This window comes from Micromonospora arborensis, assembly GCF_003205615.1.
Classification (GTDB): Bacteria; Actinomycetota; Actinomycetes; order Mycobacteriales; family Micromonosporaceae; genus Micromonospora; species Micromonospora arborensis.
Genome location: NZ_PYBV01000005.1, coordinates 472,403 through 497,792 on the forward strand (window position 1 = coordinate 472,403; position 25,390 = coordinate 497,792).

Here is a 25,390-nt window from a genome sequence, read left to right on the forward strand (position 1 = left end):
TGCTCCTTGACCGCCGATAGGGATCAGACCTGGTCCGTAAGGTACTTTCACCCTTCGGGCCGCTCCCGAGCGGCGACGGACGGAGGTCGAGTCGTGGTACAGGCGTACATCCTCATCCAGACCGAGGTCGGGCGCGCACGTGACGTGGCGGGTCTCATCGCGGACATCACCGGCGTGGTACGCGTCGACGCCGTCACCGGGCCGTACGACGTGGTCGTCCTCACCGAGGCGAACACCGTCGACGAACTCGGCAAGCTCATCGTGAGCAAGGTGCAGATGGTGCCCGGCATCACTCGTACCCTCACGTGTTCGGTGGTGCGGCTGTAAGTGGACGAGATGACGACCTCCCCTGCGGCTCTGGACGACGGCACGCGCGAGCCGGCTGACGGTACCGGCGAGCCGGCCGATCCCGCCGCCGCCGCGCCGGCCGGCCGGGACCGGACCATTCGTGGCGCCGCACTGCTGGCCACCCTGATCGCGCTGCCGATCACGCTGCTGGTGGCCCTGCTCGCGTTCAGCAAGCTCACCCCGGACACGCCGGCCGCCGCGCCGACGCCCTCCGCGACCACCGCGCGGGTGCAGTCCACCGACCCGGTGCAGATGGCCGCCCCGGCTCTGGCCACCCGCCCGGCCACGGTCTGCCGGGCCCTGCTCTCCCAGTTGCCGACGGGCATCCGCGACCTGGCCCAGCGGCCGGTCACGGCCGGCCCGGAGCAGAACGCCGCGTATGGCGACCCCGCGCTCACCGTGGCCTGCGGCGGCACCGAGCCGACCTTCCCCAGCACCGACGAGGTCTGGACGGTCAACCGGGTCTGCTGGCACCTGGCCGAGGAGACCGAGGCGACCGTGCTCACCACTGTCGACCGGGAAACCCTGATCACGGTGCGGGTGCCGCGCTCGTACGAGCAGCCGTTGCAGTGGGTGTCACCGATCTCCAGCACGATCGTGGCGGCCGTGCCCTCCGGCGGCGCCATCCCGTCCGGCTGCCAGCGCTGACCCGACGCTGACCCGGCCTCGGCCGGGCTGACGTCGGCGGGTGCGGCCGGGTCGCTCAGTGCAGGCCGACGCCGCGCCGCTGGGCGGTACGCACGAGCCGGTTGACCAGCTTCGGATACTCCAGGCCGGAGGCCGCCCACATCCGCGGGAACATCGACGTCGGGGTGAACCCGGGCATCGTGTTGATCTCGTTGAGGTAGACGTCCAGCTCGGGCGTGACGAAGAAGTCGGCCCGGGCCAGGCCGGCGCAGTCCAGCGCGGTGAACGCACGGACCGCGTACTCCTGCACCTGGCGGGTCACCCGCTCCGGCAGGTTGGCCGGAACGTCGTACTCGCAGGATTCGTCGAGGTACTTCGCCTCGAAGTCGTAGAACTCGTGGTCGGCGACGACCCGCACCTCGGCCAGGACGGATGCCTCGGGCACACCACCGGCCTCGCCCTCCAGCACGCCGCACTCGACCTCGCGGCCGACGATCGCGGCCTCGATGATGACCTTCGGGTCGAACTGCCGGGCGGTGGCGACCGCGTCGTCCAACTGCTTCCAGTCGGTGACCTTGCTGACGCCGAACGACGACCCGGCCCGGGACGGCTTGACGAAGACTGGCAGGCCGAGCCGCTCCTTGTCCTGCTCGCTGAGGGTCATCCCGTTGCGCAGCACGGCGTACGTGCCGACCGGGATGCCCTCGACGGCGCAGAGCTTCTTGGTGAACTCCTTGTCCATGGCGGCGGCGGAGGCGAAGACGTTCGCCCCGACGTAGGGGATGCCGGCCATCTCCAGCATTCCCTGGATGGTGCCGTCCTCGCCGTACGTGCCGTGCAGCACCGGGAAGACCACGTCCACGTCGGCCAGGACCCGCGGCCCCTCGGTCGGATCGAGCACCATCAGCCCGTTGCCGGTGGGGTCGGCACGCAGCACGATGTCGTCGCCGGAGTCGGCGGTGATCTCCGGGAGCTCACGGGCGTTGATCGCCAACTGGGCGGGATCTCCGCTGGTCAGCACCCACTGGCCGGCCCGGGTGATGCCGACGGGCACCACCTCGAACTCGTCCGGGTCGAGCGCGCCGAACACGCTGCCGGCGCTGACGCAGGAGATGCCGTGCTCCGGGCTGCGGCCGCCGAAGACGATCGCCACGCGGGTTTTGCCTGGGGTGGTCACTCCGGTCACCTCTTCGTACGCGACTGCGGCTGGTCGTGCTCGCCGGTGGCGCTCACCCGGTTGACCTTACTGTGCGTGGCGGTACGACGAGGCGATACCCGGCGAGCCACGACCCGACACGGCATTCGGTCATCACAGCATATACGGTGCGTGACGGTACTGTCGCATTGTCGCAGGTCAGCGGCCCTGGGCCTGCTCAGTCGCGGGAGTGCCGGCGGCCGACCGCGATCACCTTCACCCGCTGCCGACCGGCTCGCACCATGCCGAGCGCCATGAACGCTCCGGCGATCCGGTCGGCCGCCTCGCGACTGCTGGCGCCGACCACCTGCCGTCGCCGCTCCGGCGCGGTCCGCTCGTCACGGTCGATGCCCTCGACGGCACGCACGTCGGTGAGCACCACCAGAAAGCGGGTCATCGAGGGCCGGCCGGATGCATGGCGGAGGGCTCCGGAACGTTACGCACGTCGTCGTCTCCTTCCGGCGGGCCGGGATGGCGGCGGCACGCGACGATCGGGTACGGGGGAGAAACCCGATCGCCGCGCGCCCTATCCCCTCCGGTCGCTCACCACCACCGTCGCCACGACAACCGGCGGTGAGGACGCGATGACAGATTGACACGTGTACAGGCGTGAATGCAACTCCCATCGGCGTTCTCTCATGCACACGTTCCCACAGATGTGTGCGACCATCGATGTATGGCCCCGAAGACAGCCCGTGCCCGCCGGCTCGGTATCGCCCTGCGCCACCACCGGGAAGCCGCCGGGCTGACGCTGGAGACCGCGGCGGATGAGATCAACAGCACCCGCAGCACCCTCTCCCGGTACGAGAACGCCCAGACCCTGATCACTCCGGCCACCGTGCGCGCCCTGCTCACGTCGTACGGGGTGGGTGCCGAGGAGGTGGCCGCGGCGGTGCAGCTCGCCAAGGACGCCCGCAAGCCGGGCTGGTGGGTGTCGTACTCCTACCTGCTGGATCCGCGCACCATCGACTTCATCGCGTTGGAAGCCGAGGCGACCGCCATCGCCAACTTCGAGCCGTCGGTGGTGCCCGGCCTGCTGCAGACCGCCGACTACATCCGTGGCGTCATGCGCGGAGGCCCGCACACCCTCGGCGACGACCTGGTGGAGCAGCGGGTCAAGGTCCGGCTCGACCGGCAACAGCGGCTCACCGGCGACGATCCGCCCATCCTCGACGCGATCATCGACGAGGGCGCGCTGCTGCGCCCGGTCGGCGAGCAGTCGGTGATGGACGGGCAACTGCGGCACCTGGTCAAGATGGCCGAGTTGCCGAACATCACCGTTCAGGTGATCCCGCTCTCCGCCGGTTACCACCGCGGCACCCGGGGCTCACTGCACATCCTCGAGTTCGCCGACCCGGAGGATCCGATCATCGCGTCAGTGGAGACCGTCGCCGGTCAGATGATCCTCGACCGGGCCGGCGAGACGCGTACCTGCACCAAGATCATGGAGCATCTCCGCAGCGTGGCCCTCAGTCCGGCCGACAGCCGCGGGATGCTCCTGACAGTCCTGAAGGGACGGTAGGACCGATGACACCGACGATCACAGCGGCCTTGGCCGCGGCGGCGTGGCGCAAGAGCAGCCGCAGCGGCGACGAGGGCGCCTGCGTGGAGGTGGCCGCGATCCCGCGGCTGGTGGCCGTCCGCGACTCCAAAGACCCGTCCGGCCCGGCCCTGCTGTTCCCGCCGGCCGCCTGGGCCACCTTCGCCGAGGCGCCACCCCGCCGCTGACCGGGTCGCCGCATCGCCGACCTGACCGGACGTACCACCCCGCCGTCCCGGCCGCCGCGTCGCTGACCACGCCGCGCGGCGGCCGGGACGGGGCAGACCACGCTCAGACGACCACCGGACGGGGCTCCCCGACGGTGCGCAGCGCCTCCAGTGCGGCGATTGCCACACCCCGGGCACCGGCCATGTCCCGGTCCGGCACCAGCGCGAAGGTGGCCACCGCCGCCTGCTCCTCGCGAAGCACGGTGTGCTCGCGGACCGTCGCCAGGAACCAGTCGCGAAACTCCGGCGCCGCCTCCACCACCCCACCCCCGACGAAGTACGCGTGCGGGTCGGTGAAGTTCGCCGCCACGGTGAACAGCCGACCCAGCGCCATCGCCTGCTGGGTGAAGAGGTCCCGCGCGAGGGCGTCCCCCCGCTCGCCGTACCCCCGGACCAACTTGGCCGCCCGGGCCAACGGCTCGGCGGCCAGCGGGTGGTCGGGATACCGCGTCAGCCAGTACGGCAGCAGGTTGCGCTCGATCCCGGTCAGCGACGCGATGCTCTCGACGTCGCCGGTGAAGCCGCAGGCGCAGGTGGGCTCCGCCTGCCCCGGGCCGAGCAGCCCGGTCAGCGGGATGTGCACGTGACCAAGCTCCCCGGCCATCCCGGCCGCACCGGCGATCACCCGGCCGCTCTCGACCACACCGCCGCCGAGGCCGGTGCCGACGATCGCGGAGACCGACGAGCGGCCCATGGCGTCGGCACCGAAGTGCACGTGGTGGGCGTAGAGCGCGGCCGCGTTGCCGTCGTTGTGGTAGATCACCGGCAGGCCGAGCCGCCGTTCCAGCGCGCCCCGCACGTCGAAGCCGCGCCAGGCCGGCTGGGAGAAGTTGGTCGAGCCCCGCGACGAGATGACGCCGTCGGCGCTGGCCGGGCCGGGAGTGTCCAGACCCACCGCCTGGACCAGTTCGCGCGGCACCCCGGTCTGCGCCAGGGCACCGTCCAGCGCCTGGGCGAGCGCCTCGATCGCCGCCTCCGGCCCGGCGCGCACCTCGCTGGGGATCTCCAACAGCCCGTCCACCAGGAAGCGACCATCCACCGTCAGCACGGTGGCGTTGTTGCTGGTGCCGCCGTTGTCCAACCCGACGACCACCGGCACCCCTGCGCTGCCCACCGAAACCGCCTCCCGCCGCCGTAAGTGTGAGCCGAGGCTAGTGCCAACCCCTCTCCCCCGCCATGCCCGCCCACCCCGACCAGCCGACCCGCCCGCGATCTTGCACTTGCTGTCCCGACATAAGGGGTGTTCGGCTCAATTCGACGACCGAAACTGCAAGATCGCCGGGGTGAGGGGCAGGGCGGGGTGGGGCGGGGTGGGGTGGGGGGGGGTGGGGTGGGGGTTGGTGGGTTAGGGGGTTGGGAGGGTCAGGGTGGCTAGGACGGGGCGGTGGTCGCTGCCGGGCAGGGCGAGCACCCGCACCGAGCGGACCGCGATGCGCCGGTCGACCAGCACGTGGTCGATGGTGACCGGTGGGATGAGGTCACCGTCGTAAGGGCCCCAGGTGCCGGTCAGGCCCTTCCCGGCGGCGTCGGCTGCGTCGACGTAACCGCTGCGCAGTAGCGCCCGCAACGGGCTGTGGTCGAGGGTGGCGTTGAAGTCCCCGGCGAGGATCTGCAGGCCACCGTCCGGGGTGGCCGGAGGTTGGGCGGTCAGGTCGGTACGCCATGCGCCGACCTGGTCCACGGCGTACGGGGCCGAAGGGTGGGCCGACTCGACGCGAACCGGGGGTGCGCCGGGGACGGCTATCGTCCCGTACGCCTGGGTGAAGCCCCAGCCGTTGAGGTTGCGCCGGAGGCCGAGGTCGGTGACCGGCCACCGCGAGTAGACCCCGGAGCCGGGTGTGCCGATCTCCGCGTTGAGCTGCCGGTGGGGCAGTAGTCGGTCGAGGCCGAGCTGATCCAGGGCGGCCTGCGCCTCCGGCGTGAACTCCTGCACGGTGAGCACGTCCACCTCGTGCCGTCGGACCAGCTCGACAAGCGTCCCCGCGTCGCCGGAGCCGGCGAGCAGGTTGGCGGTGAGTAGCCGCACCGTCGGTCCGGCCGCCGCCGGCTGCGGCGCGGCCAGCGCCCGGGGGGCGACGACGCCGACAAGTGCCACCGCCGCCAGGGCCGCGACCGCCGTCGCCCACCAGCGCCGCAGGGCGAGGGCGAGGGCGAGGGCCAGCACGCTGAAGCCGGCGACGTACGGCGTGAAGGCGAGCGCCTGCACCAGCGGCCCCCGGTCCAGACCGACCAGGCGGACGGCCGCCCAGAGGGCGGTGGGTACGACCGTCAGCCAGCAGAGCGCTGTGCCCACTCGGGCGGCGCGGTGTCGCCCGGTGGCGGGCGTGGGCGTGGACGGGGTGTCGACGATCATGTCAATGATCCTAGTGGCTTTACCGAGCCCATTTCATGAATGGTGGTGCGTTCACCTTTCACAATTATCTGACGGCTGATCGACAGCTCGATAAAGTGAGATCAACTATTGACGGCTGGCTTTTTGCGGTGCTACGTTCCATCTGGCTCAAACGACACAACTCTGAGTAGTAATACCAGCTCAGACCGGCTGTGGATCGTTGAGAAATCAACCTCACCGGATGTCGGTAAGTGCGCTTTCCCTCGCCCTGCTGTCGTCGTCGACCTATTTATTGGCAGTCATCCGTCCCGCCCTGCGGGTCGGCCGAATTCGCACGGTCACACAAGGGGGACCTGTCATGGAAACATCCTTCCGACGCAAGGCGACAGCGGTCACGTTCGCTGTCCTGGCGCTCACCCTGGCTGGTGGGGGGATCGCCGTCGCCCAGCCGTCGGCGAAGGCGCCGCAGGCGGCCGTCAAGCCGACGGACCGTGGCACGAACAGCCAGCCGCCGGTCTCCGCCGAGTCGGCGCGACTGTCGAAGGCCGCGTTGAAGGCGGGTGGGGTCAGCACGATGGCGGCCTCCGTCAGCATCACCGTCGTCAACTCCAACGGCACCAAGGCGCGCGGCGCCGGCACCGTGATCAAGTACGGCACCGGTCAGTACGAGGTCCAGTTCGGCTACAACGTCGCGTCCGCTGTCATCGTGGCGACCGTCGGCCGGGCTGACAACTGCTGCATCCCGCCGGCCGGCGAGATCTCGGTCGCGCCCCGGCTGCTCACGCCGAACGGGGTCTTCGTGCAGACCCGCACGTCGTCCGGCTACCCGACCGACCTGGGCTTCCATCTGGTCGTCCACACGCCCTGACCGAGTCGACGTCCGGCCCCCGCGCCCCGCGCGCGGGGGCCGGATCCCTGTTCGCCCGGCACGCGCCGGCCCTCCGACCGCACCCGGCAAGCCTGCACCCCGGCAGCAACCTGTCCCAGGGGCGCTCACTCCGGTGGCAGCCTGTGAGCGAGCATGATCCACTCCAGGTCGCCGACATTGTGCTTTCCCTCGTCGCGGACACCGCCATGTCGGCGAAACGGAGTGGATGAGCCGTCCGTGGACGGTCTCCGGCTCTTCCTGGTCGGCTCGTGCCGATCGTCACCCTTCCGTGCGGCTCATCCCCGTTCGGGCTGCTCCGGGCCTGTCCGGGCCGCACAATCCCACGTTTGCCAGGCCCCTGGCCCGGGAAGCAAGCACCGTGACGGACATCTCGGACACCCTGGCCAGCATGCCCAGCTCGGTCGAACCCGAACCGACCGGCGTCGAGCTGGAACAGACTCTCTTCGAGGTCAAACGCGTGATCGTCGGGCAGGATCGGCTCGTCCAACGCCTGCTCACCGCACTGATCGCCAATGGGCACTGCCTGCTGGAGGGCGTGCCCGGGGTGGCCAAGACCCTGGCCGCGCAGACCCTCGCCACCGTGGTCGGCGGCACCTTCACCCGGATCCAGTTCACCCCGGACCTGGTCCCCAGCGACATCGTCGGCACCCGAATCTATCGGGCCTCCAAGGAGACCTTCGACATCGAACTGGGCCCGATCATGGCCAACCTGGTGCTGGCTGACGAGATCAACCGCGCCCCGGCAAAGGTGCAGTCCGCGCTGCTGGAGGCGATGGCCGAACGGCAGGTCTCCATCGGCGGGCGGAGCTGGCCGGTCCCGGAGCCGTTCCTGGTGCTGGCCACCCAGAACCCGATCGAGTCCGAGGGCGTCTACCAGCTTCCGGAGGCGCAGCGCGACCGGTTCCTGATGAAGGTGGTGGTCGACTACCCCAGCGACGCCGACGAGCTGGCCATCCTCTACCGGATGAGCACCGACCGGCCGAGCCCGCGCCAGGTGCTCGACGCGCAACGGCTGCGGGACCTCCAGGCCCAGGCCGAGAGGGTCTTCGTCCACCACGCGTTGGCCGAGTACGTGGTGCGGCTGATTCTCGCCACCCGTGACCCGGGCCGGTTCGGCCTGCCGGAGATCGCCCCGCTGCTGGCGTACGGGGCCAGCCCGCGCGCCACCCTGGGCCTCGTCGCGGCCGCCCGGGCGCAGGCTCTGCTGCGCGGGCGGGAGTACGTGCTGCCCGAGGACGTCCGTGAGCTGGCCGTCGACGTCCTCGCCCACCGGCTGGTGCTCTCCTTCGACGCGGTGGCCGACGGTGTGTCGGCGGAGAGCCTGGTGCGGCGGCTGGTCGAGGCGGTGCCACCGCCCCGGCTGGCGGCCGGGCACCCACAGCAGGCGCCGGATCTGGCGGCGGCATGAGACGCGCGAAAGTCGCGCCGGCTGTTGCGCAGGCTGATCCCGGCCTGGCCGAGCTGGCACCCGATCAGCGGTTGCGCCGTCTGGAGTTGACCGTCACGCGCCGACTGAACGGCCTGCTGCACGGGCAGTACCGCGGCCTGCTGCCCGGCCCGGGCAGTGAACCCGCCGGCAGTCGTGAATACCGGCCGGGCGAGGACGAGGTCCGTCGGATGGACTGGGCGGTGACGGCCCGCACCGCCGTGCCGCACGTCCGTCAGGTCGACGCCGACCGGGAACTGACCACCTGGCTGCTGGTCGACGGCAGCGCCAGCATGGAGTTCGGCACCGCCGAACTGGACAAGCGGGAACTGGCGGTCGCCGCGGTCGCGGCAGTGGGCTTCCTGACCGCGGGCGTCGGCAACCGACTCGGCGCCCAGGTGCTGCGTGCCGACGGCGTACGCCGGTTCCCGGCCCGCAGCGGGCGTACCCATCTGTTTGCTCTGCTGCGCGCGCTGCTCGCCGCCCCCCGCCCCAGCGCGACCGACGATCGGTCGGGGTGGGCGGCCGGCGTGTCGGCCGAACCGCCCGATCTGGCGGACGGACTCGACGCGTTGCACCGGATCGCCAACCGACGTGGACTGGTCGTGGTGGTCTCCGACTTCCTCGACGGACTGCCCGACGACCCCGGCCAGCCGGCACCCTGGGAGCGGACCCTGCGTCGGCTCGCCGCCCGGCACCAGGTGCTGGCGATCGAGGTGACCGACCCGCGTGAGCTGGAGCTACCGGACGTCGGCCTGATCACGCTCGTCGACCCGGAGACCGGCCGCCGCCGCGAGGTGTGCACATCGGACCGCCGGCTGCGCGAGCGGTACGCCGAGGCAGCCTCCGCCCAGCGCGAGCAGGTCCGCCAGTCGTTGCGCCGCAGCGGTGCGGCCCACCTGGCCCTGCGCACCGATCGGGACTGGAGCGCGGACATCGTCCGGCACGTACACGCGCAGCGCCGGATGGCGGCCGCGCCGGCCGGCCGACGGGGAGGTGCCGCGTGACCTGGCAGTCGCCGCTTCGCCTCTGGCTGCTGCTCGGCGTGCTCGCCCTGGTCGTCGCGTACCTGGTGATGCAGCGCGGACGCAGCCGCTACGCGGTCCGCTTCACCAACCTGCGGCTGCTGGACCGGGTGGCGCCGGAGCGACCCGCCTGGCGTCGACACGTACCGGCCGGGCTCTTCCTGGCCATGCTGGCGCTGCTGGTGGTCGGCTTCGCCCGCCCGAGCGCCGAGGTCCGGGTGCCCCGGGAACGCGCCACGGTGATGGTGGCGGTGGACGTGTCCACGTCGATGCTCGCCACCGACGTCGAGCCGGACCGGTTGGCCGCGGCGAAGGATGCGGCCCGGCGCTTCGTCGAGGGCCTGCCCGACGAGTTCAACGTGGGTCTCGTCGCGTTCGCCGGAAGCGCGGCCGTGCTGGTGCCGCCGGGCACCGACCGGGACGTCCTCGACGAGGGGATCGGCCGACTCGCCGAGGGAATCACCGGCGTGCAGGGCACCGCGATCGGCGAAGCGATCAACACGTCGCTCGGCGCGGTCAAGAGCCTCGACAGCGCGGCCGCGAAGGAGACACCACCGGCCCGGATCATCCTGCTCTCCGACGGCGCCAACACCTCCGGAATGGATCCGATGGAGGCGGCGGCGGAGGCGGTGACGGCGGAGGTGCCGGTGCACGCCATCTCCTTCGGCACCCCCTCCGGGTTCGTGGACCGGGGTGGACGGCCCATCCAGGTGCCGGTCGACGGGCAGACCCTCAGGGCGGTCGCCGAGGAGACCGGCGGGATGTTCCACGAGGCCAGCACCACCGACGAGCTGCGGGCCGTCTACGACGACATCGGCAGCTCGGTCGGCTACCGCACCGAGCGGCAGGACGTCTCGGCCCGGTTCATCGGCCTCGGACTGGTGTTCGCGATGGGTGCCGCCGTCGGCTCGATGCGCTGGTTCTCCCGGCTGCCCTGACCACCGCGCACAACCGACGTCGACCGTGAGGAGTACGCATGGCAGTGCAGACCGGACTGGGCGAACCGCGCGGTCCCTGGTTCATCTCACCGCAACTCGACCCGGACGGGCGCGGGTGGTGGGACGCGCCCGAGCGTGACCCGGGCGGGCGACGGCCGCGACGGCTGCTCGCCGCGCTGGCCGTGGTGGCGGTCTCCGCCCTCTCGGGCGCCGTCGCCGGCGGTGTGGTGGCCGCCCGGGACGGGGGTCCGGGCACGGCTGCCGCGTCCGCGGCCCCGGTGCCGGCCGAACTGGTCACCGCGGCTGAGCGGACCGTACCGGGGGTGGTGTCGGTGCTGGCCGGCGGAGCGAACGGCGGGTCCGCGACCGGCTCGGGCTTCGCCATCGACGACCAGCAGCATCTGATCACCAACGACCACATCCTGGCCAAGGGCGGTGGCGGGCCGGTGACCGTGGAGCTGCCCGACGGTCGCCGGTTCGCCGCCGAGGTGGTCGGACGCGAGCCGCGCAGCGACCTGGCGGTGCTCAAGGTGCCGGCAGCGGCCGGTCTCACCCCGTTGCCCCTGGCCAAGCCGGGCGCGACCCGGGTCGGTGAGCCGGTGCTCGCGGTGGGCTCGCCGCTCGGTCTGGCCGGAACCGTCACCGCGGGCATCGTCAGCGCGTTGGACCGCCAGGTGCGGTTGGGCGACAACCGGCACAGCGCGGTGCAGACCGACGCGTCCATCAACCCCGGTAACTCGGGCGGGCCACTGGTCAACGCCCGCGGTGAGGTCGTCGGGGTGAACACCGCCATCGCCACCATCGACGGGAGCGGCTCGATCGGCATCGGGTTCGCCATCCCGATCGACCAGGTGCAGCAGACCGCCGACACGATCATCGGCAAGGGCGGCTGACCTGCTCGGACAGCCCTGTCGCGCGCGATGGGAACGCTGTCACTGTCAGATATCCGGCGTGACGGCATCGGGCCATGGAAATATTACGGTCGATCCGGATACTGGCGGAGGTGGAGCGTCCTCTTCTCGCGGTCCTCCTGCTGGTGGGCCTGGTCATCGGAATCGCAGTGGGGTCGGCGTACGCCCGGGCACGACGCGGGTGGAACGACTACCAGACCGTCAAGAAATCGGTGCCGGGCGCCCGTCGAGGCGCCTGGGCGCTGATCCGTGGGGTCGCCGTGAAGGCCGGGGTGATCGCGCTGCTGCTCTTCGGCGCGGTGGCGTACGCGGCGGTCGGCGACGACGAAGAGACCGCCGGGCCGGTGCCCAGCCAGTCCCCGACGCAGAGTGAGACCCCGCACCGATGACCCCTGCCGGATCGTCGCGGGTTAGCCTCGGGGCGTGGACGACGGACTGCGGGTGACCGACCGGTGGGTCGTCCCTGCCGGGGAGCTGCGGGAGCGCTTCTCCCGCTCGTCCGGGCCGGGTGGACAGGGTGTGAACACCGCGGACTCCCGGGTCGAGTTGAGCTACGACCTGGCCAACTCGCCGTCGGTGCCCGACTGGCTGCGGTCGCGGGCGCTGGACCGGCTGGCCAACCGCCTGGTCGACGGGGTGCTGACGATCGCCGCCAGCGAGCACCGGGCCCAGTTGGCCAACCGGGAGGCGGCCCGTGAACGGATGACCGCGCTGCTGCGCGAGGCCGCCGCACCTCCACCGCCGCCCCGCCGAGCGACCCGCCCGTCCCGTGGAGCCAAGGAGCGACGGTTGGCCGAGAAGAAACGCCAGTCCCAGCGCAAACGGGACCGCCGCGCCGACGGCGACTAGTCGGCAGCCCCCGGCTCAGGCCGGGACGGCGGCGAGCAGCCGGTCGCGCAACACCGCGGCCCGGTCGGCGAACGTCCGCTGCGCCGCCGCGTACTCCGCGCGGCCCTCCGGCGTCTCCACCCGCACCGGCGGGTAACCGAGTGCTGCCAGGTCGTAGGGGCTGGCCCGCATGTCCAGCGTCCGGATGTCCCTGGCCAGGTCGAACGCGTCGGCCACCAGCTCCGAGTCGACCAGCGGGGACAACTTGTACGCCCACTTGTACAGATCCATGTTGGCGTGCAGACAGCCCGGCTGTTCGAGTGCGTGCTGCGTCTCCCGGGTCGGGGTGAGCAGGTTCAACGGCCGGGCCGGCGGTGTGAAGAACCGGAACGCGTCGAAGTGGCTGCACCGCACGCCCCGCTCCTCGACGACCGCGGCGGTCCCCTCCGGGGTCAGCCGCAGCGGCCAGGCGTTGTGCCGCAGCTCGTCACGGGTCTGCCGGTAGACCATCGCCCACTCGTGCATCCCGAAGCAGCCGAAGTGTGGCGCTCGCCCAGCGGTGGCCGCCAGCAGGGAGCGGATCCAGGCGATCGACTCGCCGCGCCGCTCGCGTACCCCATCGGTGTCGAGGGTGACCCCGGCGGCGGTGGCGCGGTAGTCCCGGCCGAACTCGGCCGGATCGGCGTCGCGCAGCTCGACCCCCGCGCCCGGGTGCCAGCGGCGGAGTTGGGCCGGGCGGTGCGAGTAGTAGGTGAAGAGGAAGTCGGCCACCGGATGCCGTTCACCGCGCCGCCGGCGGGCCAGGTGCGGGGTCAGCCAGACGTCCACCCGCTCCTCGTGGGCACGCCGGCGGGCCTGCCACTGGCCCACGTCGAGCACGGCGGGGGCGAGGGCGGCGGTCACGCACCCCAGGGTACGACCGCCGCCCGCTGACCGGTCAGGGCATGTGCACCCGAACGCCGGCGGAGAACACCCCGCTGCGCAGCTCCAACTGCTGGGGCTGGTCCCGCCCGTCGACGGTGAACACCAGCGGAAGCACCATTCGGGTGCCCGCGGCCATCGGGTCGGCGAAGACGTCCCGACCCAGGTTCGCCGCCCGTGTGGCCGACTCGTCGGTGCTCACCCAGCGGCCGCCCGGCAGGTACGCCCGTTGTAGTTGGCTGTGCCAGGGCTGGTGGTCGCCGGTGACGTTGCGCACACCAACGGTGGCCTGACAACGTCGACCGTTGGGCGGCGTGGCGCCGCCGTCGGCAGGCTTCCCGGCGGTGCCGGGTGCGCCGCAGGACATCCTGTACACGGTGAACTCGAACGCCGACTCGCGAAGCGGCACACCCACCGGTCCGGTGACCCCGGTGCCCATCCACGCGCCGCTGGTGGGTTGCTTCTGCGTGTCGATCTCCGAAACCTGTCGGGTCGCCGTCCATCCCGCGGTGCCGACGATGGCGGCCAGTACCGCCACGGCCGCACCCACCACCAACCAGACCGGCGGGGTACGCCGACGCCGCGCCGTGCTCGGGGCTGCCGGACGCGGATAGATCGTCCCGCGACCACCGTCGGGCCCGCCGCCCGTGGTGGCCAGTGCGGCGGCCGTCACCCGACGCCCACGCCGACGTCGCCACACCCAGACCAGGGCGGCGCTGACCAGCAGCAGGACGGCCAGACCGGCGAGCAGCACCGGGTACCGGCGCCAGGGCGGCGCCTCGGAGACCTCGGCCGCCGGTGCCGCCGCCGCCTTCCAGGTGGCTGTGGCGCAGTCGAACGGTCGGGCTCCGTCACTGGTGAACGCGCAGGTAGGCGCGGTCAGCGGCTGACCGGGTGCGGTCGCGGCGAGCGCGGTGCCCAGCGTGGTGGTGCTGTGCGCCGGCAGCCGCAACCGCCAGGTCACCTCCGTGGTGGACCCGCCAGCCCGGGTGGATCGGCCACCGGCGCTGATCGCGGTCGGCGACGAGCCGGGCGGCAACTCCTGGCGCACGGTGGTCTCCACCGGCGCGTTGCCCACGTTGCGCACCTGGATCCGGTACCTCGGCGCGGGGCTGCTCTCCGGGGCGACCGCCACCGTGACCTGTTGCGGGGGTGCCTTCGCCGGTCCCCGCGAGGGCGGAGCAACCGCCGGTGGCGCCGAGGGCGGGGTCGGCTCGGCGGCCACCCGCGCGAGCACCGCCACCGGTGGCTGCGTGACCCCTGCCGGCGCGGACGTCCGCACCCCGGGCGTCGTGGCGCTCGGTCGTGGTGTGGCCGCCGGCCCTGGTGTGGTGGCCGGTGCCGGCGTTCTGCCCGGTGCTGGTGCTGTGCCCGGTGGTGGCGTGGCCGCCGTTGGTCCGGTGGCGGCGGGTGGTCGTGGCGCGGCCGCCGCCTCCGGGGCCACCGCCGGCAGGGCCGGCACGGCGGCGAGGATGCCGAGGCAGTGCACGAACACTGCGAGGGCTCTGTGGTGTCGTGTCGATGCAGGCATACGAACGAACCTCCGGAGCCGACGCTAGGGGCGAGCTGCGTCCGTGCGGGTACGAAGTCGGGAAGCCCGCCCCGGTCACCTCCAGCTCCGGTAGGGTGCCCGCGCGGTGACGCGTTGCGCACACCCGACGGCCGGTCCTGGCCGGTGGAGGTGTCGGCGGCGCTAGATTGGCCGGGTGCGTATCGCTCGTTTCGCCCATGCCAAGGGAATGTCGTTCGGTGCCGTCGAAGGCGAACCGGAGGCCGGGCCGCAGGGCCTGACCATCGCCGAGATCGAGGGCCACCCGTTCGGCAAACTCTCCTTCAGTGGGGCCCGTTGGGCCCTCTCCGATGTCCGGTTGCTCTCCCCGATCCTGCCCAGCAAGGTCGTCTGTGTCGGTCGCAACTACGCCGACCACGCCGCCGAACTCGGCAACGACGTGCCCAAGGAGCCGCTGCTCTTCCTCAAGCCGTCCACCTCGGTGATCGGTCCCCGGGACGCCATCCGACTGCCGATCTTCTCGAAGCAGGTCGAGCACGAGGCGGAGCTCGCGGTCGTGATCGGGGCGCCGGGTGCGCGCCGCGCCGACCGGGCCGCCGCCGAACGCGCCATCTTCGGCTACACCTGCGCCAACGACGTCACCGCTCGGGACCTCCAGCGTTCCGACGGGCAGTGGACCCGGGCCAAGGGCTTCGACTCGTTCTGCCCGATCGGCCCGTGGATCACCACCGGTCTGGACGTCTCCGACCTGGAGATCCGGTGTGAGGTCGGTCGCAATCCGGAGGAGATGGAGGTACGTCAGCTCGGCCGCACGAAGGACATGGTCTTCGACGTGGCGGGCCTCGTGTCGTACATCTCGCACGTGATGACTCTGCTGCCCGGCGACGTCGTTCTCACCGGCACGCCGGCAGGGGTTAGCCCGCTCGTCGAGGGGGATACCGTCACCGTGCGGATCGAGGGCATCGGCGAGCTCACCAACCCGGTGGTTCCCGTCGCCTGATCCGTCCGATGCCCCTGTTTCCGCAGCTCAGAGGTGGTTCGGGGGGATCGGATTTGGCCTGCTGGCACCGGGAGGGTAAAGTTCACTCCCGGCGCCGCAAGGGGCCAATGGGGTATGGGGTAATTGGCAGCCCGACTGATTCTGGTTCAGTTAGTCTAGGTTCGAGTCCTGGTACCCCAGCGCTACCGGAATTCGCGAGAATTCCGGACGCTGGATTCTGACGGAGTTCGACTCCGCCCCTTCCGGGGGGCGGAGAGTGATCCGGTAGAGTACAGCTCCTCCGCCCGCAGGGGTGGGGGAGCAGAAGTAGTTCTGGCCCCGTCGTCTAGTGGCCCAGGACGCCGCCCTCTCAAGGCGGTAGCGCCGGTTCGAATCCGGTCGGGGCTACATTGTGCACAGCCCGTCTCACCTGGTGAGGCGGGCTGTTTCGTTGTCTGCTCCGGTGCCACGGGGGCTCGCACCCGGTGATTGTGCCAACGGGCGGTGCCGCTAGACTACAACCGCACCGCCCGCGAGGGCGGTGAACAGCAAAGTTCTGGCCCCGTCGTCTAGTGGCCCAGGACGCCGCCCTCTCAAGGCGGTAGCGCCGGTTCGAATCCGGTCGGGGCTACAACCAAAGGCTCGTCTCGCTTCGCGAGACGAGCCTTTTCGCTTCCCCCCACCCCCACCCCTTCTGCTCGCGGTGATCAAGAGGTTTGCGTCAGCAGCCTCGGCGTGTCATGACGCAAACCTCTTGATCACCGCGGAGAGGCGGGGGGAGGGGGAGGGGGGAGGGGGGTTAGAGGCCGGAGAGGCGTTGGCCTGCTCTTACTACGGCCATGGCGTGGCGTTCGCCGGGGCGGCGGCCCAGGCGCTCTATCGGGCCGGAGATGCTCACCGAGGCGATGACGCGGCCGGTGCGGTCGCGGATCGGGGCGGAGACGCTCGCCACACCGGCCTCCCGCTCGGCGACGCTCTGCGCCCAGCCACGACGGCGCACCTCGGCGAGGGTACGACCGGTGAACTTGCTGCGTGGCAGCAGCGGCATCACCGCCTCCGGCGGTTCCCAGGCGAGCAGGATCTGGGCCGCCGAGCCGGCGGTCATCGGCAGCACCGAGCCGACCGGAACGGTGTCCCGCAGACCGCTGGCGCGCTCCGCCGCCGCCACGCAGATCCGCTCGTCGGCGCGGCGCAGATACAGCTGTGCGCTCTCACCGGTGGCGTCGCGCAGCGCGGCCAGCAGAGGCTCGGCGGCGGTCAGCAGAACGTCCGGTGCCGCGTTGGCCAACTCGCCCAGACGGGGGCCGGGGCGCCACCTGCCCTGTGTGTCCCGGACCAGCATCCGGTGAATCTCCAGAGCCTGGGCCAGCCGATGTGCGGTGGCTCGGGGCAGCTTGGTGCGATCAACGAGTTCGGCCAGGCTGGCGCCGTCGACACAGGCGGCCAGGATGACCACCGCCTTGTCGAGAACGCCGACACCGCTCATACTGTGTCCCACAAGCCGAAACTTACCTCCCAGAATTTAGGATGTCCAGATGGTGGGAGTCACTCCTGAGCCGAGGACCCTGGCCGAGAAGGTCTGGGACGCGCACGTCGTACGGTCCGCCGCTGGTGAGCCGGACCTGCTCTTCATCGACCTGCACCTGCTGCACGAGGTGACCAGCCCGCAGGCGTTCGACGGGCTGCGGCTCGCCGGGCGCCGGGTGCGTCGTACCGACCTGACCCTCGCGACCGAGGACCACAACACCCCGACCGGGTACGCCGACCCGGCGTTCCGCCTCCGCCGCGGTGACCTGCTCACCATCGCGGACCCGACGTCGCGTACGCAGATCGAGACCCTGCGCCGCAACTGCGCCGAGTTCGGGGTGCGGCTGCACCCGCTCGGCGACGACAACCAGGGCATCGTGCACGTGATCGGCCCGCAGCTCGGCCTCACCCAGCCGGGCATGACGATCGTCTGCGGCGACTCGCACACCGCCACCCACGGCGCGTTCGGTGCGCTCGCCTTCGGCATCGGCACCAGCGAGGTGGAACACGTACTGGCCACCCAGACGCTGCCGCAGAGCCGGCCGAAGACGATGGCCGTGAACGTCACCGGGCGCCTCGCCCCCGGCGTCACCGCCAAGGACCTGGTGCTCGCGCTGATCACCCAGGTCGGCACCGGCGGGGGGCGCGGGCACATCGTCGAGTACCGCGGCGAGGCGATCCAGGCCCTCTCCATGGAGGGGCGGATGACCATCGCCAACATGTCCATCGAGTGGGGTGCCAAGGCCGGCATGATCGCGCCGGACGAGACGACCTTCGCGTACCTCAAGGGTCGACCGAACGCGCCGCAGGGCGCGGACTGGGACGCGGCGCTGGCGTGGTGGCGGACGCTGCCCACCGACGAGGGCGCGCGCTTCGACGCCGAGGTGACCCTGGACGCCAGCCGGATCACGCCGTTCGTCACCTGGGGCACCAACCCGGGGCAGGGCGCGCCGCTGAGCGCCCCCGTGCCGGACCCGGAGGACTTCGTCACCGACTCGGAGCGCACCGCCGCCCGGCGCGCGCTGGAGTACATGGACCTGCGTCCCGGCACCCCGTTGCGGGACCTGCCCATCGACGTGGTCTTCGTGGGTTCCTGCACCAACGGCCGGCTGGAGGACCTGCGGGCCGCCGCCGACGTGCTGCGCGGCCACCAGGTCGCCGAGGGCGTCCGGATGCTCGTGGTGCCCGGTTCCGCCGCCGTGCGGGAGGCCGCCGAGGCCGAAGGGCTGGACAAGGTCTTCGCGGACGCCGGTGCCGAGTGGCGGTTCGCCGGCTGCTCCATGTGCCTGGGGATGAACCCCGACACGCTGAAGCCGGGTGAGCGCTCCGCCTCCACCTCGAACCGCAACTTCGAGGGCCGGCAGGGCCGGGGTGGGCGTACCCACCTGGTCTCCCCGCCGGTCGCCGCCGCCACCGCCGTGGTCGGCCGGCTGGCCGCCCCCGCCGACCTGTAGAAGGGACCGAGGAGATGGACAAGTTCACCACCCACACCGGCACCGCCGTGCCGCTGCGCCGGTCCAACGTGGACACCGATCAGATCATCCCGGCCGTGTACCTCAAGCGGGTGACCCGGACGGGCTTCGCCGACGGCTTGTTCAGCGCCTGGCGGGAAGATCCCACATTCGTGCTCAACGATGAAACCTATTCCGGAGCGTCGATCCTCCTCGCCGGCCCGGAGTTCGGCACCGGCTCCTCCCGGGAGCACGCCGTCTGGGCACTACGGGACTGGGGTTTCCGCGCGGTGGTGGCACCGCGGTTCGGTGACATCTTCCGGGGCAACGCCCTCAAGGAAGGCCTGTTGCCGGTCGAGTTGGAATTGAAGGCCGTCGAGGAACTGTGGGATCTGGTCGAGGCGGAACCGACCACCCCGGTGACGGTCGACCTGACCGCCCGCCAGCTCCGGGCCGGGGACGCCAGCTGGTCGTTCCCGCTGGACGACTTCAGCCGCTGGCGGCTGCTTGAGGGCTTGGACGACATTGGACTCACCCTCCGGCACGGCACCGAGATCGACGCCTACGAGGCCCGCCGATTGCCGTTCCTGCCCTCCGTGGCATAGCCCAAGACCCGCCCGCGCAGCAGAATCCGCCCCCACCGGCCTGACCGGTGGGGGCGAATCCGTTACGACACAAGGGCTTTTTTCCACCGAATGTTTGTGTAGCGGCAGCACAGGGCATACGGTGCGCGCAGAATGGCTCGCGACGAGTCAGTTGCACAATCGGGAGGAAGTCGTGAACAAGGCCGAGCTCATCGAGGCGCTCGCCGTTCGCCTGGGGGACCGGAAGACGGCGACGAACGCCCTCGAGGCGGTCCTCACCGAGGTCCAGGCGGCGGTCACCAAGGGCGAGAAGGTGGCGATCACCGGATTCGGAGCATTCGAAAAGCGTGTGCGTGGCGCGCGAACAGCGCGCAACCCGCGTACCGGCGAGGCGGTGAAGGTCAAGAAGACATCCGTGCCGACCTTCCGCCCCGGCGCCGGGTTCAAGGAAATGGTGGCCAGCGGCAAGGTGCCGAAGGCCACGGTGGCGACGAAGAAGGCCGCCAACGCCACCGCCACGGCCAAGACGGCCGGCACCAAGGCGGCGGGCACCAAGGCGACCGCGGCCAAGGCGGCCAGCAAGAAGACCGCCCCGGCCAAGGCCGCCACCAAGAAGACCGCCCCGGCCAAGGCGAGCAAGACCACCACGGCGACCAAGACGGCCGCCAGTAAGAAGACCGCCCCGGCCAAGGCGAGCAAGACCACCACGGCGACCAAGACGGCCGCCAGCAAGAAGACCACTGCCGCGGCGAAGAAGACCACCGCGGCGACCAGGTCGACCGCGGCGAAGAAGACCACCGCGGCGGCGAGCAAGAGCACGGCGGCCAAGAAGGCGCCGGCGAAGAAGGCTCCGGCCAAGAAGGCGGCCAGCAAGCGCTGACCGACCCTGCGCGAAAGGGCGTCCACCCGTGGGTGGACGCCCTTTCCGCGTACGCGGACCGTTGACCCGCTCGTTTCGGTCGCGCGGAATCGCCGTGCCGGCCCCCTCCGCCGGCCCGCCGACGCCGACACCGGTTGCGGTGTCCCGCACCCTTCCGCCCCGCCGACGCCCGGAAGGGACGGCCCTACAGGCGGTCGGCGGCCAGCAGCCGGTCGGCGGTGAAGGCGAGCAACCAGCCGCCGCCCTTGGGGGTGGTGAAGTCCTCGTCGGCGCGGCCGGTCAACCGCTCCAGGGCGCCCGGCAGCACCTTTCCCTGGCTGCACACCGCCACCTGCCCGCCGGCGCCGGCCAGTTCCAGAAGCGTGGCGGCGGTTGCCAGGATCCGTTCGTCGCTCTGCTGGCCGGGCTGTGGCTCGTCCAGGTCGCCGCAGACCTCGATCGGCAGGTCCAGCAGCGCGGCCGCCGGATCCAGTGTCTGTACGCAGCGTCGCGGTGACGCCGACACCAACCGGGCCGGCCGGATCAGGGCGACCAGGCCGGCCAGCGCGGTCGCCTGGGCCCACCCCTCGGCGTCCAGGGGGCGGCCGACGTCCGGGCCGGACCAGGTGGCCCGCTTACCGGCGTGGGCGTGCCGGACCAGCACGACCGTCGCGGTCACCGACGGCAGCGCGGCGAACGCCGCCAGCACCTCGGCGTCGTGGGGGTAGCTGACCAACCGGATCGCGTCGTCCACCGCGAGCCAGCGGATGTCGTCCACCTCGGTGTCCGGTTGGAAACCGCCACTGGCCGCCGCGAGCATCGACCAGTAGTCGACCAGCTTGTCCTGCCCCTCGCTGCGGTAGCGCACCGACGGCAGCCGGACCTGCGGTACGCCCCGCACGTCGGCCTCCTCGGCGACTTCGCGGACCGCCGCCGCCAGCGCGTGCTCACCCGGCTCCAGCTTGCCCTTCGGCAGCGTCCAGTCGCCGTAGCGGGGGCGGTGCACCACGCAGACGCGTACGCCGTCGGAGGTCGGCCGCCAGGCCACCCCGCCCGCCGCCCGGATGCCGGTCACGGCAGCCAACTGGTCCGCCGTCGCCGGGTGGCCCGGTGCCAGGCAGCCGGGAACAGATCCCGCATCCGGCGGACCGACTGGCGTTCACGCTCGGCCAGCCGCCCGGCGGTGACCGCCAGCTCGTGGTCGTCCGGCCGCTCGGCGGCGATCTCCAGCCAGGTGTCCGCTGCCACGGCCGCATCCTGGTGCTCGCCGAGCACGTCCTGCACGTCGGCGAGGGCGCGGGACAACCGGCGGGCGCCCTTGCTGACGGTGGGTGCCACCGCGTTGACCGCGTACCGGGCCTGTTTGCCCTCCTTGCGCACGGCGTGCCAGCGGTCGTCGGGTGACTGGGCGTCGAGCCCGTCGACCCCGTCCGGCCCGGCCAGCCGCCTCCAGGGCCGAGCCACCAACGCGGGCAGCGCCTCCGCCGCGGGGGCGGCCGACCGACGGGTGAGCCGGGGCGCGCGGGCGGCCAGCACCAGGTTGTCCACCAGGGCCAGGTAGCGCGCGGAGCGCAGCGCCTCGTCGATGCCGGTGAGTGCCCGTCGTTGCCGTCCGGCGAGCACCTCGTCCAGCCGATCCACCGCGCCCTGGTCGAGCGGGCTGAGCGGATCGGCGGTCGCGGTCTTGCGGAGTCGCTCGCGCAGCACCTCGGCGTCGCGGGCCGCGCCGAGAACACCGGCCAGCCAGCGCAGCTCGTCGCGCAGCGGACGGGCCCAGGTCTTGCGGACCAGCGGTTTGAAGGTGCGCAGATCACTACGCAGGCGTCGACAGGCAACCCGCATCTGGTGCACGGCGGTGTCGCCGCCAGCCGCCGGGGCGCGCAGCCGGACCAGCGGGTCGTGGGCCAGCAGTCGGCGGACCTCCTTGCGGACCGCCTCGGTCACCACGTCGCCGGCGCTCGGCTCGGCGGTCAGCCCCGTCGGCGCGACCAGGTCCGGATCGGCCTGCGCGGTCGCGCCCAGCGCGCGTACGTGCTTCGGGGTGAACGCGCCACCCTGGGCACCAGCCTCGCGCAGCACCGCGCCGACCCGGTCGAGCAGCTTCCGGTCGCCGGCCTTGAGCTCCACCTCCAACTCGCGGAACGTGCCGGTGGTGGCACCGGCGTCGTCGAGCACGGTCACCCGGTCGTCCACCACCTCGACGAGCACCGTGGCGGAGGCGTCACACACCTCGTACGCGTGCCGGAGGGTGCGCACCACCGTCACCGGGGCCAGCGGGGCCCCACGGTGCAGGACGGTGACCAACTCCACCAGATCCGGAGGTGGCTGACCCGCCGGACCGGGGCGGGAGACCTCGTGCCGGACGCCCGGCGTCCCGGTCGGCAGCTTGACCGTCCAGGGCAGCTCGTCGCCCCGGCGGTGGCGCAGCGAGGCGCCCGCGCGGGCCAGCCGCAGGTCGACCGTGTCGAGGTAACGGGCGACGAGCGTCACCGGTGGCAACGCCCGGACCCGACCTCCGGCCGGGGATGTGGCGGTCAGGTCCGGCAGCACGTAGGCGTCGTCCACCTCGTACTTCTGTTCCTCCTCGACCATCGGTTCAGCCTATGCGCTGATCGGTCAACTGGCCGTGCCACCGACGCGGTGCAGCAGCAGTTCCTGCAGATGCACCCGGGCGGCGTCATCACTGCCGGTGCGCCTTGTCCAGGTGCCGTCGCCGGCCAACTCGAACGCGTCCACGTCGGGGCTCATCGCGGCGGTCAGGACGTGGTCCAGCTCGGCGCGGGCGATCGGGTCGGTCACCTGCACCAGCGCCTCCACCCGGCGGTCGAGGTTGCGGTGCATCAGATCGGCCGAGCCCATCCAGAACTCGGCCTCGCCGTTGTTGCCGAACCGGAAGACCCGGGAGTGTTCCAGGAAACGACCGAGGATCGAGCGGACGCGGATGTTGTCCGACAACCCCGGCACCCCCGGGCGCAGCGTGCACATGCCCCGGATGAGCAGGTCGACGTGCACGCCGGCCTGGGAGGCCCGGTACAGCGCGTCGGTCACCCCCTCGTCGACCAGAGAGTTGACCTTGAACTGGACGAGGCCGGGCATGCCCAGCCGGACGTGGGAGATCTCCCGCTCGATCCGCTCGATGAGGCCGCTGCGGATGCCCTGCGGAGCAACGAGCAACCGCCGGTACGCGGTCTGCCGGCTGTAGCCGGTGAGCACGTTGAACAGGTCGGTGAGGTCGGCACCGATCTCCGGGTCGGCGGTGAGCATGCCGAAGTCCTCGTACAGGCGGGCGGTCTTCGGGTGGTAGTTGCCGGTGCCGATGTGGCAGTAGCGGCGGATCTGGTTGCCCTCCTGGCGGACCACCAGCGCGGTCTTGCAGTGCGTCTTCAGGCCGACCAGGCCGTACACCACGTGGCAGCCGGCGCGTTCCAGGGTGCGCGCCCAGCCGATGTTGGCCACCTCGTCGAAACGGGCCTTCACCTCCACCAGCACCACCACCTGCTTGCCGGCGGCGGCCGCGTCGACCAACGCGTCGACGATCGGGGAGTCGCCGCTGGTGCGGTAGAGGGTCTGCTTGATGGCCAGCACGTTCTCATCGGCGGCGGCCTGCTCGATGAAGCGCTGCACGCTGGTGGCGAACGAGTGGTAGGGGTGGTGCACCAGGATGTCCCCGTCCCGCAGGGTCGAGAAGACGCTGCGCGGCACCTCGCCCTCGGCGAGCCGGGGATGGGTGGACGGCACGAACGGCGGGTCCTTGAGGTCCGGCCGGTCGGCCTCGCCGTAGACCTGCCACAACGCCGACAGGTCCAGCAGTCCGGGTACCCGCAGCACGTCCTGCTCGTTCATGTCCAGCTCGCGGACGAGCAACTCCAGCATGTGGTCGGAGATGGACGCGGCCGCCTCCAACCGGACCGGTGGGCCGAACCGCCGCCGGGCCAGCTCCCGTTCCAGGGCCTGGAGCAGATCCTCGTCGCGGTCCTCGTCGACCTCCACCTCGGCGTTGCGGGTGACCCGGAACAGGTGGCACTCGACCACCTGCATGCCGCTGAACAGCTGGCCCAGGTGCACCGAGATCAGGTCCTCCACCGGCAGCATCCGTACGCCCGGCTGGTCCCGGTCCACGCGCACGAAGCGGGGAACGTTGTTGGGCACCTTCACCCGGGCGAACAGCTCGGAACCGCCGTCGGGGTCACGAACCGCCACCGCCAGGTTCAGCGACCGCCCCGAGATGTACGGGAACGGGTGCGCCGGATCCACGGCGAGCGGGGTCAGCACCGGGAAGATGTGCTCCCGGAAGTAGGTGCGCAGCCGCTCCCGCTCGGGATCGCCCAGCTCGGCCCAGCGCAGTATGCGGATGCCCTCGTCGGCCAGCTTGGGCAGCACGTCGTCGACGAAGCAGGCGGCGTGCCGGGCGCCCAGCTCGGCGGTCCGCTCGGCGATCAGCTCCAACTGGGTACGCAGGGGCAGTCGGTCCCCGCCGCGCACCGGCAGGCCGGCGGAGAGCCGCCGCTTCAGCCCGGCGATCCGCACCATGTAGAACTCGTCGAGGTTGCTGGCGAAGATCGCCAGGAACTTGGCCCGTTCCAGCAGCGGGGTGCGTTGGTCCTCGGCCAGGGTGAGCACCCGGGCGTTGAAGTCGAGCCAGGAGAGCTCCCGGTTGAGGAAACGGTCCTCCGGCAGCGGCGGGGCCGTCGGCGGTTCGTCGTCGTCCTCGTCCCCCTGCTCGGCGTCGGTCGGCAGGTCGCTCGGCAGCACCGGGTGGACGTCGACGGCGGCCGGTCCGTCCGCCTCGGCGGTCGGCCCGGGGTCGAGCACCTCGTCCAGCCCGGAGGAGGCGCCACCGGGGTCGTCGGCGAGGGTGTCGGCGCGGGCCGCACCGGCCCGTTCGGCGCGGGACGGGCGGAAGCGGCCGTCGGTGCCGCGTACGCGGGAGCCGTTGCGGGGGTCGGTGGCGGACGGGCGGACCGGATGCTCGCGAGGGGTGCTCACCCGCTCATAATCACCCGATTACGGTAAACGCAAAATGAACTTGGGCTCGCTGGCTCAGATCATCGTCGGCAATGTCACCCGGACGACCTCGCCGTCGGGATCGGTGTCGATGCGAACCCGCTGGCCGAGCCGGAGCAGCCGCAGCCCGGAGGCGTCGAAGGCCCGGGCGGGGAAGCGCATCTCGGTGCCGTCGTCGAGCAGCAGGACTCCGCTGCGCGTCGCCGCGTCGTAGCTGGCCACCGTGCCCTGCATGCAGGCACCGTACACCGGCGGGTCAGCCCGCGGGG

The 25,390-nt window shown here is 71.8% G+C and carries 26 protein-coding genes and 3 tRNA genes; 18 read left to right on the forward strand and 11 right to left on the reverse strand.

Features of this window, described 5'->3' with window-relative positions:
* Positions 1 to 93: 93 nt before the first annotated feature.
* Both C7C45_RS05225 and C7C45_RS05230 read left to right on the forward strand, forming a co-directional pair.
* Complete coding sequence (locus tag C7C45_RS05225; protein WP_110562464.1) at positions 94 to 327, forward strand: Lrp/AsnC ligand binding domain-containing protein; 234 nt, start codon at positions 94 to 96, stop codon at positions 325 to 327.
* On the forward strand, positions 328 to 996 hold the full coding sequence (locus tag C7C45_RS05230; protein ID WP_244200246.1) for a DUF3515 family protein: 669 nt from the start codon (positions 328 to 330) through the stop codon (positions 994 to 996).
* 55 nt (positions 997 to 1,051) lie between these two features.
* On the opposite strand, the gene C7C45_RS05235 is transcribed toward C7C45_RS05230, so the two are convergent.
* On the reverse strand, positions 1,052 to 2,152 hold the full coding sequence (locus tag C7C45_RS05235) for a D-alanine--D-alanine ligase family protein (RefSeq protein WP_110562465.1): 1,101 nt from the start codon (positions 2,150 to 2,152) through the stop codon (positions 1,052 to 1,054).
* A gap of 196 nt (positions 2,153 to 2,348) precedes the next feature.
* Positions 2,349 to 2,567, reverse strand: a complete 219-nt coding sequence (locus tag C7C45_RS05240) for a hypothetical protein (protein ID WP_110562466.1) — start codon at positions 2,565 to 2,567, stop codon at positions 2,349 to 2,351.
* Positions 2,568 to 2,846: 279 nt separating this feature from the next.
* On the opposite strand from C7C45_RS05240, the gene C7C45_RS05245 reads away from it, so the two are divergent.
* Both C7C45_RS05245 and C7C45_RS05250 read left to right on the forward strand, forming a co-directional pair.
* A complete protein-coding gene (locus C7C45_RS05245; RefSeq protein ID WP_110562467.1) occupies positions 2,847 to 3,692 on the forward strand; it encodes a helix-turn-helix domain-containing protein in 846 nt (281 codons plus the stop codon).
* A 5-nt stretch (positions 3,693 to 3,697) separates the two neighbouring features.
* Positions 3,698 to 3,898 carry a DUF397 domain-containing protein gene (locus tag C7C45_RS05250; protein ID WP_110562468.1) on the forward strand — a complete coding sequence of 67 codons (201 nt, stop codon included), beginning with the start codon at positions 3,698 to 3,700 and terminating at the stop codon, positions 3,896 to 3,898.
* Between the two features lie 103 nt (positions 3,899 to 4,001).
* Here C7C45_RS05250 and C7C45_RS05255 read toward each other — a convergent pair whose 3' ends face one another.
* Entirely contained in the window at positions 4,002 to 5,051 is a 1,050-nt protein-coding gene (locus tag C7C45_RS05255) for an ROK family protein (RefSeq protein WP_110562469.1), read from the reverse strand.
* 231 nt (positions 5,052 to 5,282) lie between these two features.
* Entirely contained in the window at positions 5,283 to 6,290 is a 1,008-nt protein-coding gene (locus tag C7C45_RS05260) for an endonuclease/exonuclease/phosphatase family protein (RefSeq protein WP_110562470.1), read from the reverse strand.
* Between the two features lie 337 nt (positions 6,291 to 6,627).
* Between C7C45_RS05260 and C7C45_RS05265 the strand changes: the two genes are divergently transcribed.
* The 7 genes from C7C45_RS05265 to arfB all read left to right on the forward strand — a co-directional run bounded on the left by C7C45_RS05265 (position 6,628) and on the right by arfB (position 12,307).
* Entirely contained in the window at positions 6,628 to 7,137 is a 510-nt protein-coding gene (locus C7C45_RS05265; protein ID WP_110562471.1) for a hypothetical protein, read from the forward strand.
* Positions 7,138 to 7,516: 379 nt separating this feature from the next.
* Positions 7,517 to 8,566, forward strand: coding sequence for an AAA family ATPase (locus C7C45_RS05270; protein ID WP_110562472.1), 1,050 nt, complete (start codon positions 7,517 to 7,519; stop codon positions 8,564 to 8,566).
* Positions 8,563 to 9,591: a DUF58 domain-containing protein gene (locus C7C45_RS05275; protein WP_110562473.1), complete on the forward strand. Its 1,029-nt coding sequence runs from the start codon at positions 8,563 to 8,565 to the stop codon at positions 9,589 to 9,591. Before C7C45_RS05270 ends, C7C45_RS05275 begins: the two co-directional genes overlap by 4 nt.
* Entirely contained in the window at positions 9,588 to 10,547 is a 960-nt protein-coding gene (locus C7C45_RS05280) for a VWA domain-containing protein (RefSeq protein WP_110562474.1), read from the forward strand. The genes C7C45_RS05275 and C7C45_RS05280 overlap by 4 nt, the downstream gene beginning before the upstream one ends.
* 38 nt (positions 10,548 to 10,585) lie before the next feature.
* Positions 10,586 to 11,440 carry a S1C family serine protease gene (locus C7C45_RS05285; RefSeq protein ID WP_110562475.1) on the forward strand — a complete coding sequence of 285 codons (855 nt, stop codon included), beginning with the start codon at positions 10,586 to 10,588 and terminating at the stop codon, positions 11,438 to 11,440.
* Between the two features lie 110 nt (positions 11,441 to 11,550).
* The gene (locus C7C45_RS05290; protein WP_110562476.1) at positions 11,551 to 11,847 is read left to right on the forward strand and encodes a hypothetical protein; all 297 of its coding nucleotides are present in this window, start codon (positions 11,551 to 11,553) and stop codon (positions 11,845 to 11,847) included.
* Between the two features lie 34 nt (positions 11,848 to 11,881).
* Positions 11,882 to 12,307: an alternative ribosome rescue aminoacyl-tRNA hydrolase ArfB gene (arfB, locus tag C7C45_RS05295; protein ID WP_110562477.1), complete on the forward strand. Its 426-nt coding sequence runs from the start codon at positions 11,882 to 11,884 to the stop codon at positions 12,305 to 12,307.
* A 15-nt stretch (positions 12,308 to 12,322) separates the two neighbouring features.
* Here arfB and C7C45_RS05300 read toward each other — a convergent pair whose 3' ends face one another.
* Together C7C45_RS05300 and C7C45_RS05305 are read right to left on the reverse strand one after the other, a co-directional pair.
* Positions 12,323 to 13,189 carry a 3-methyladenine DNA glycosylase gene (locus C7C45_RS05300; protein WP_110562478.1) on the reverse strand — a complete coding sequence of 289 codons (867 nt, stop codon included), beginning with the start codon at positions 13,187 to 13,189 and terminating at the stop codon, positions 12,323 to 12,325.
* A gap of 34 nt (positions 13,190 to 13,223) precedes the next feature.
* Positions 13,224 to 14,738: a hypothetical protein gene (locus C7C45_RS05305; protein ID WP_110562479.1), complete on the reverse strand. Its 1,515-nt coding sequence runs from the start codon at positions 14,736 to 14,738 to the stop codon at positions 13,224 to 13,226.
* Between the two features lie 175 nt (positions 14,739 to 14,913).
* On the opposite strand from C7C45_RS05305, the gene C7C45_RS05310 reads away from it, so the two are divergent.
* From C7C45_RS05310 to C7C45_RS05325, 4 genes are all read left to right on the forward strand, one after another.
* A complete protein-coding gene (locus tag C7C45_RS05310; protein WP_110562480.1) occupies positions 14,914 to 15,717 on the forward strand; it encodes a fumarylacetoacetate hydrolase family protein in 804 nt (267 codons plus the stop codon).
* 108 nt (positions 15,718 to 15,825) lie between these two features.
* Positions 15,826 to 15,897: transfer RNA gene (locus tag C7C45_RS05315), tRNA-Gln, on the forward strand.
* A gap of 134 nt (positions 15,898 to 16,031) precedes the next feature.
* Positions 16,032 to 16,104, forward strand: a tRNA-Glu gene (locus tag C7C45_RS05320).
* A gap of 150 nt (positions 16,105 to 16,254) precedes the next feature.
* Positions 16,255 to 16,327: transfer RNA gene (locus C7C45_RS05325), tRNA-Glu, on the forward strand.
* 168 nt (positions 16,328 to 16,495) lie between these two features.
* On the opposite strand, the gene C7C45_RS05330 is transcribed toward C7C45_RS05325, so the two are convergent.
* The gene (locus C7C45_RS05330) at positions 16,496 to 17,182 is read right to left on the reverse strand and encodes an IclR family transcriptional regulator (protein ID WP_110562481.1); all 687 of its coding nucleotides are present in this window, start codon (positions 17,180 to 17,182) and stop codon (positions 16,496 to 16,498) included.
* A 49-nt stretch (positions 17,183 to 17,231) separates the two neighbouring features.
* Between C7C45_RS05330 and leuC the strand changes: the two genes are divergently transcribed.
* The 3 genes from leuC (at position 17,232) to C7C45_RS05345 (ending at position 20,138) form a co-directional block, all read left to right on the forward strand.
* The gene (leuC, locus tag C7C45_RS05335) at positions 17,232 to 18,677 is read left to right on the forward strand and encodes a 3-isopropylmalate dehydratase large subunit (RefSeq protein WP_110562482.1); all 1,446 of its coding nucleotides are present in this window, start codon (positions 17,232 to 17,234) and stop codon (positions 18,675 to 18,677) included.
* Between the two features lie 14 nt (positions 18,678 to 18,691).
* The gene (leuD, locus tag C7C45_RS05340; protein ID WP_110562483.1) at positions 18,692 to 19,279 is read left to right on the forward strand and encodes a 3-isopropylmalate dehydratase small subunit; all 588 of its coding nucleotides are present in this window, start codon (positions 18,692 to 18,694) and stop codon (positions 19,277 to 19,279) included.
* 172 nt (positions 19,280 to 19,451) lie between these two features.
* Entirely contained in the window at positions 19,452 to 20,138 is a 687-nt protein-coding gene (locus C7C45_RS05345; protein WP_208641067.1) for an HU family DNA-binding protein, read from the forward strand.
* A 184-nt stretch (positions 20,139 to 20,322) separates the two neighbouring features.
* Here C7C45_RS05345 and C7C45_RS05350 read toward each other — a convergent pair whose 3' ends face one another.
* The 4 genes from C7C45_RS05350 to C7C45_RS05365 all read right to left on the reverse strand — a co-directional run.
* Complete coding sequence (locus tag C7C45_RS05350) at positions 20,323 to 21,201, reverse strand: NUDIX hydrolase (RefSeq protein WP_110562485.1); 879 nt, start codon at positions 21,199 to 21,201, stop codon at positions 20,323 to 20,325.
* Positions 21,189 to 22,709 carry a CYTH and CHAD domain-containing protein gene (locus tag C7C45_RS05355; RefSeq protein ID WP_110562486.1) on the reverse strand — a complete coding sequence of 507 codons (1,521 nt, stop codon included), beginning with the start codon at positions 22,707 to 22,709 and terminating at the stop codon, positions 21,189 to 21,191. The genes C7C45_RS05350 and C7C45_RS05355 overlap by 13 nt, the downstream gene beginning before the upstream one ends.
* 24 nt (positions 22,710 to 22,733) lie before the next feature.
* Entirely contained in the window at positions 22,734 to 25,103 is a 2,370-nt protein-coding gene (locus C7C45_RS05360; RefSeq protein WP_110562487.1) for an RNA degradosome polyphosphate kinase, read from the reverse strand.
* A 54-nt stretch (positions 25,104 to 25,157) separates the two neighbouring features.
* A partial coding sequence (locus C7C45_RS05365) for a cold-shock protein (protein WP_425271110.1) occupies positions 25,158 to 25,390 on the reverse strand: 233 nt, incomplete at its 5' end.

Coding starts and splice junctions, on each gene's coding strand:
- C7C45_RS05245 (WP_110562467.1), top strand. CDS start 2,847: ATGGCCCCGAAGACAGCCCGTGCCCGCCGGCTCGGTATCGCCCTGCGC.
- C7C45_RS05250 (WP_110562468.1), top strand. CDS start 3,698: ATGACACCGACGATCACAGCGGCCTTGGCCGCGGCGGCGTGGCGCAAG.
- C7C45_RS05330 (WP_110562481.1), bottom strand. CDS start 17,182: ATGAGCGGTGTCGGCGTTCTCGACAAGGCGGTGGTCATCCTGGCCGCC.
- C7C45_RS05305 (WP_110562479.1), bottom strand. CDS start 14,738: ATGCCTGCATCGACACGACACCACAGAGCCCTCGCAGTGTTCGTGCAC.
- C7C45_RS05260 (WP_110562470.1), bottom strand. CDS start 6,290: ATGATCGTCGACACCCCGTCCACGCCCACGCCCGCCACCGGGCGACAC.
- C7C45_RS05275 (WP_110562473.1), top strand. CDS start 8,563: ATGAGACGCGCGAAAGTCGCGCCGGCTGTTGCGCAGGCTGATCCCGGC.
- leuC (WP_110562482.1), top strand. CDS start 17,232: ATGGTGGGAGTCACTCCTGAGCCGAGGACCCTGGCCGAGAAGGTCTGG.
- C7C45_RS05265 (WP_110562471.1), top strand. CDS start 6,628: ATGGAAACATCCTTCCGACGCAAGGCGACAGCGGTCACGTTCGCTGTC.
- C7C45_RS05355 (WP_110562486.1), bottom strand. CDS start 22,709: ATGGTCGAGGAGGAACAGAAGTACGAGGTGGACGACGCCTACGTGCTG.
- C7C45_RS05285 (WP_110562475.1), top strand. CDS start 10,586: ATGGCAGTGCAGACCGGACTGGGCGAACCGCGCGGTCCCTGGTTCATC.
- C7C45_RS05240 (WP_110562466.1), bottom strand. CDS start 2,567: ATGACCCGCTTTCTGGTGGTGCTCACCGACGTGCGTGCCGTCGAGGGC.
- leuD (WP_110562483.1), top strand. CDS start 18,692: ATGGACAAGTTCACCACCCACACCGGCACCGCCGTGCCGCTGCGCCGG.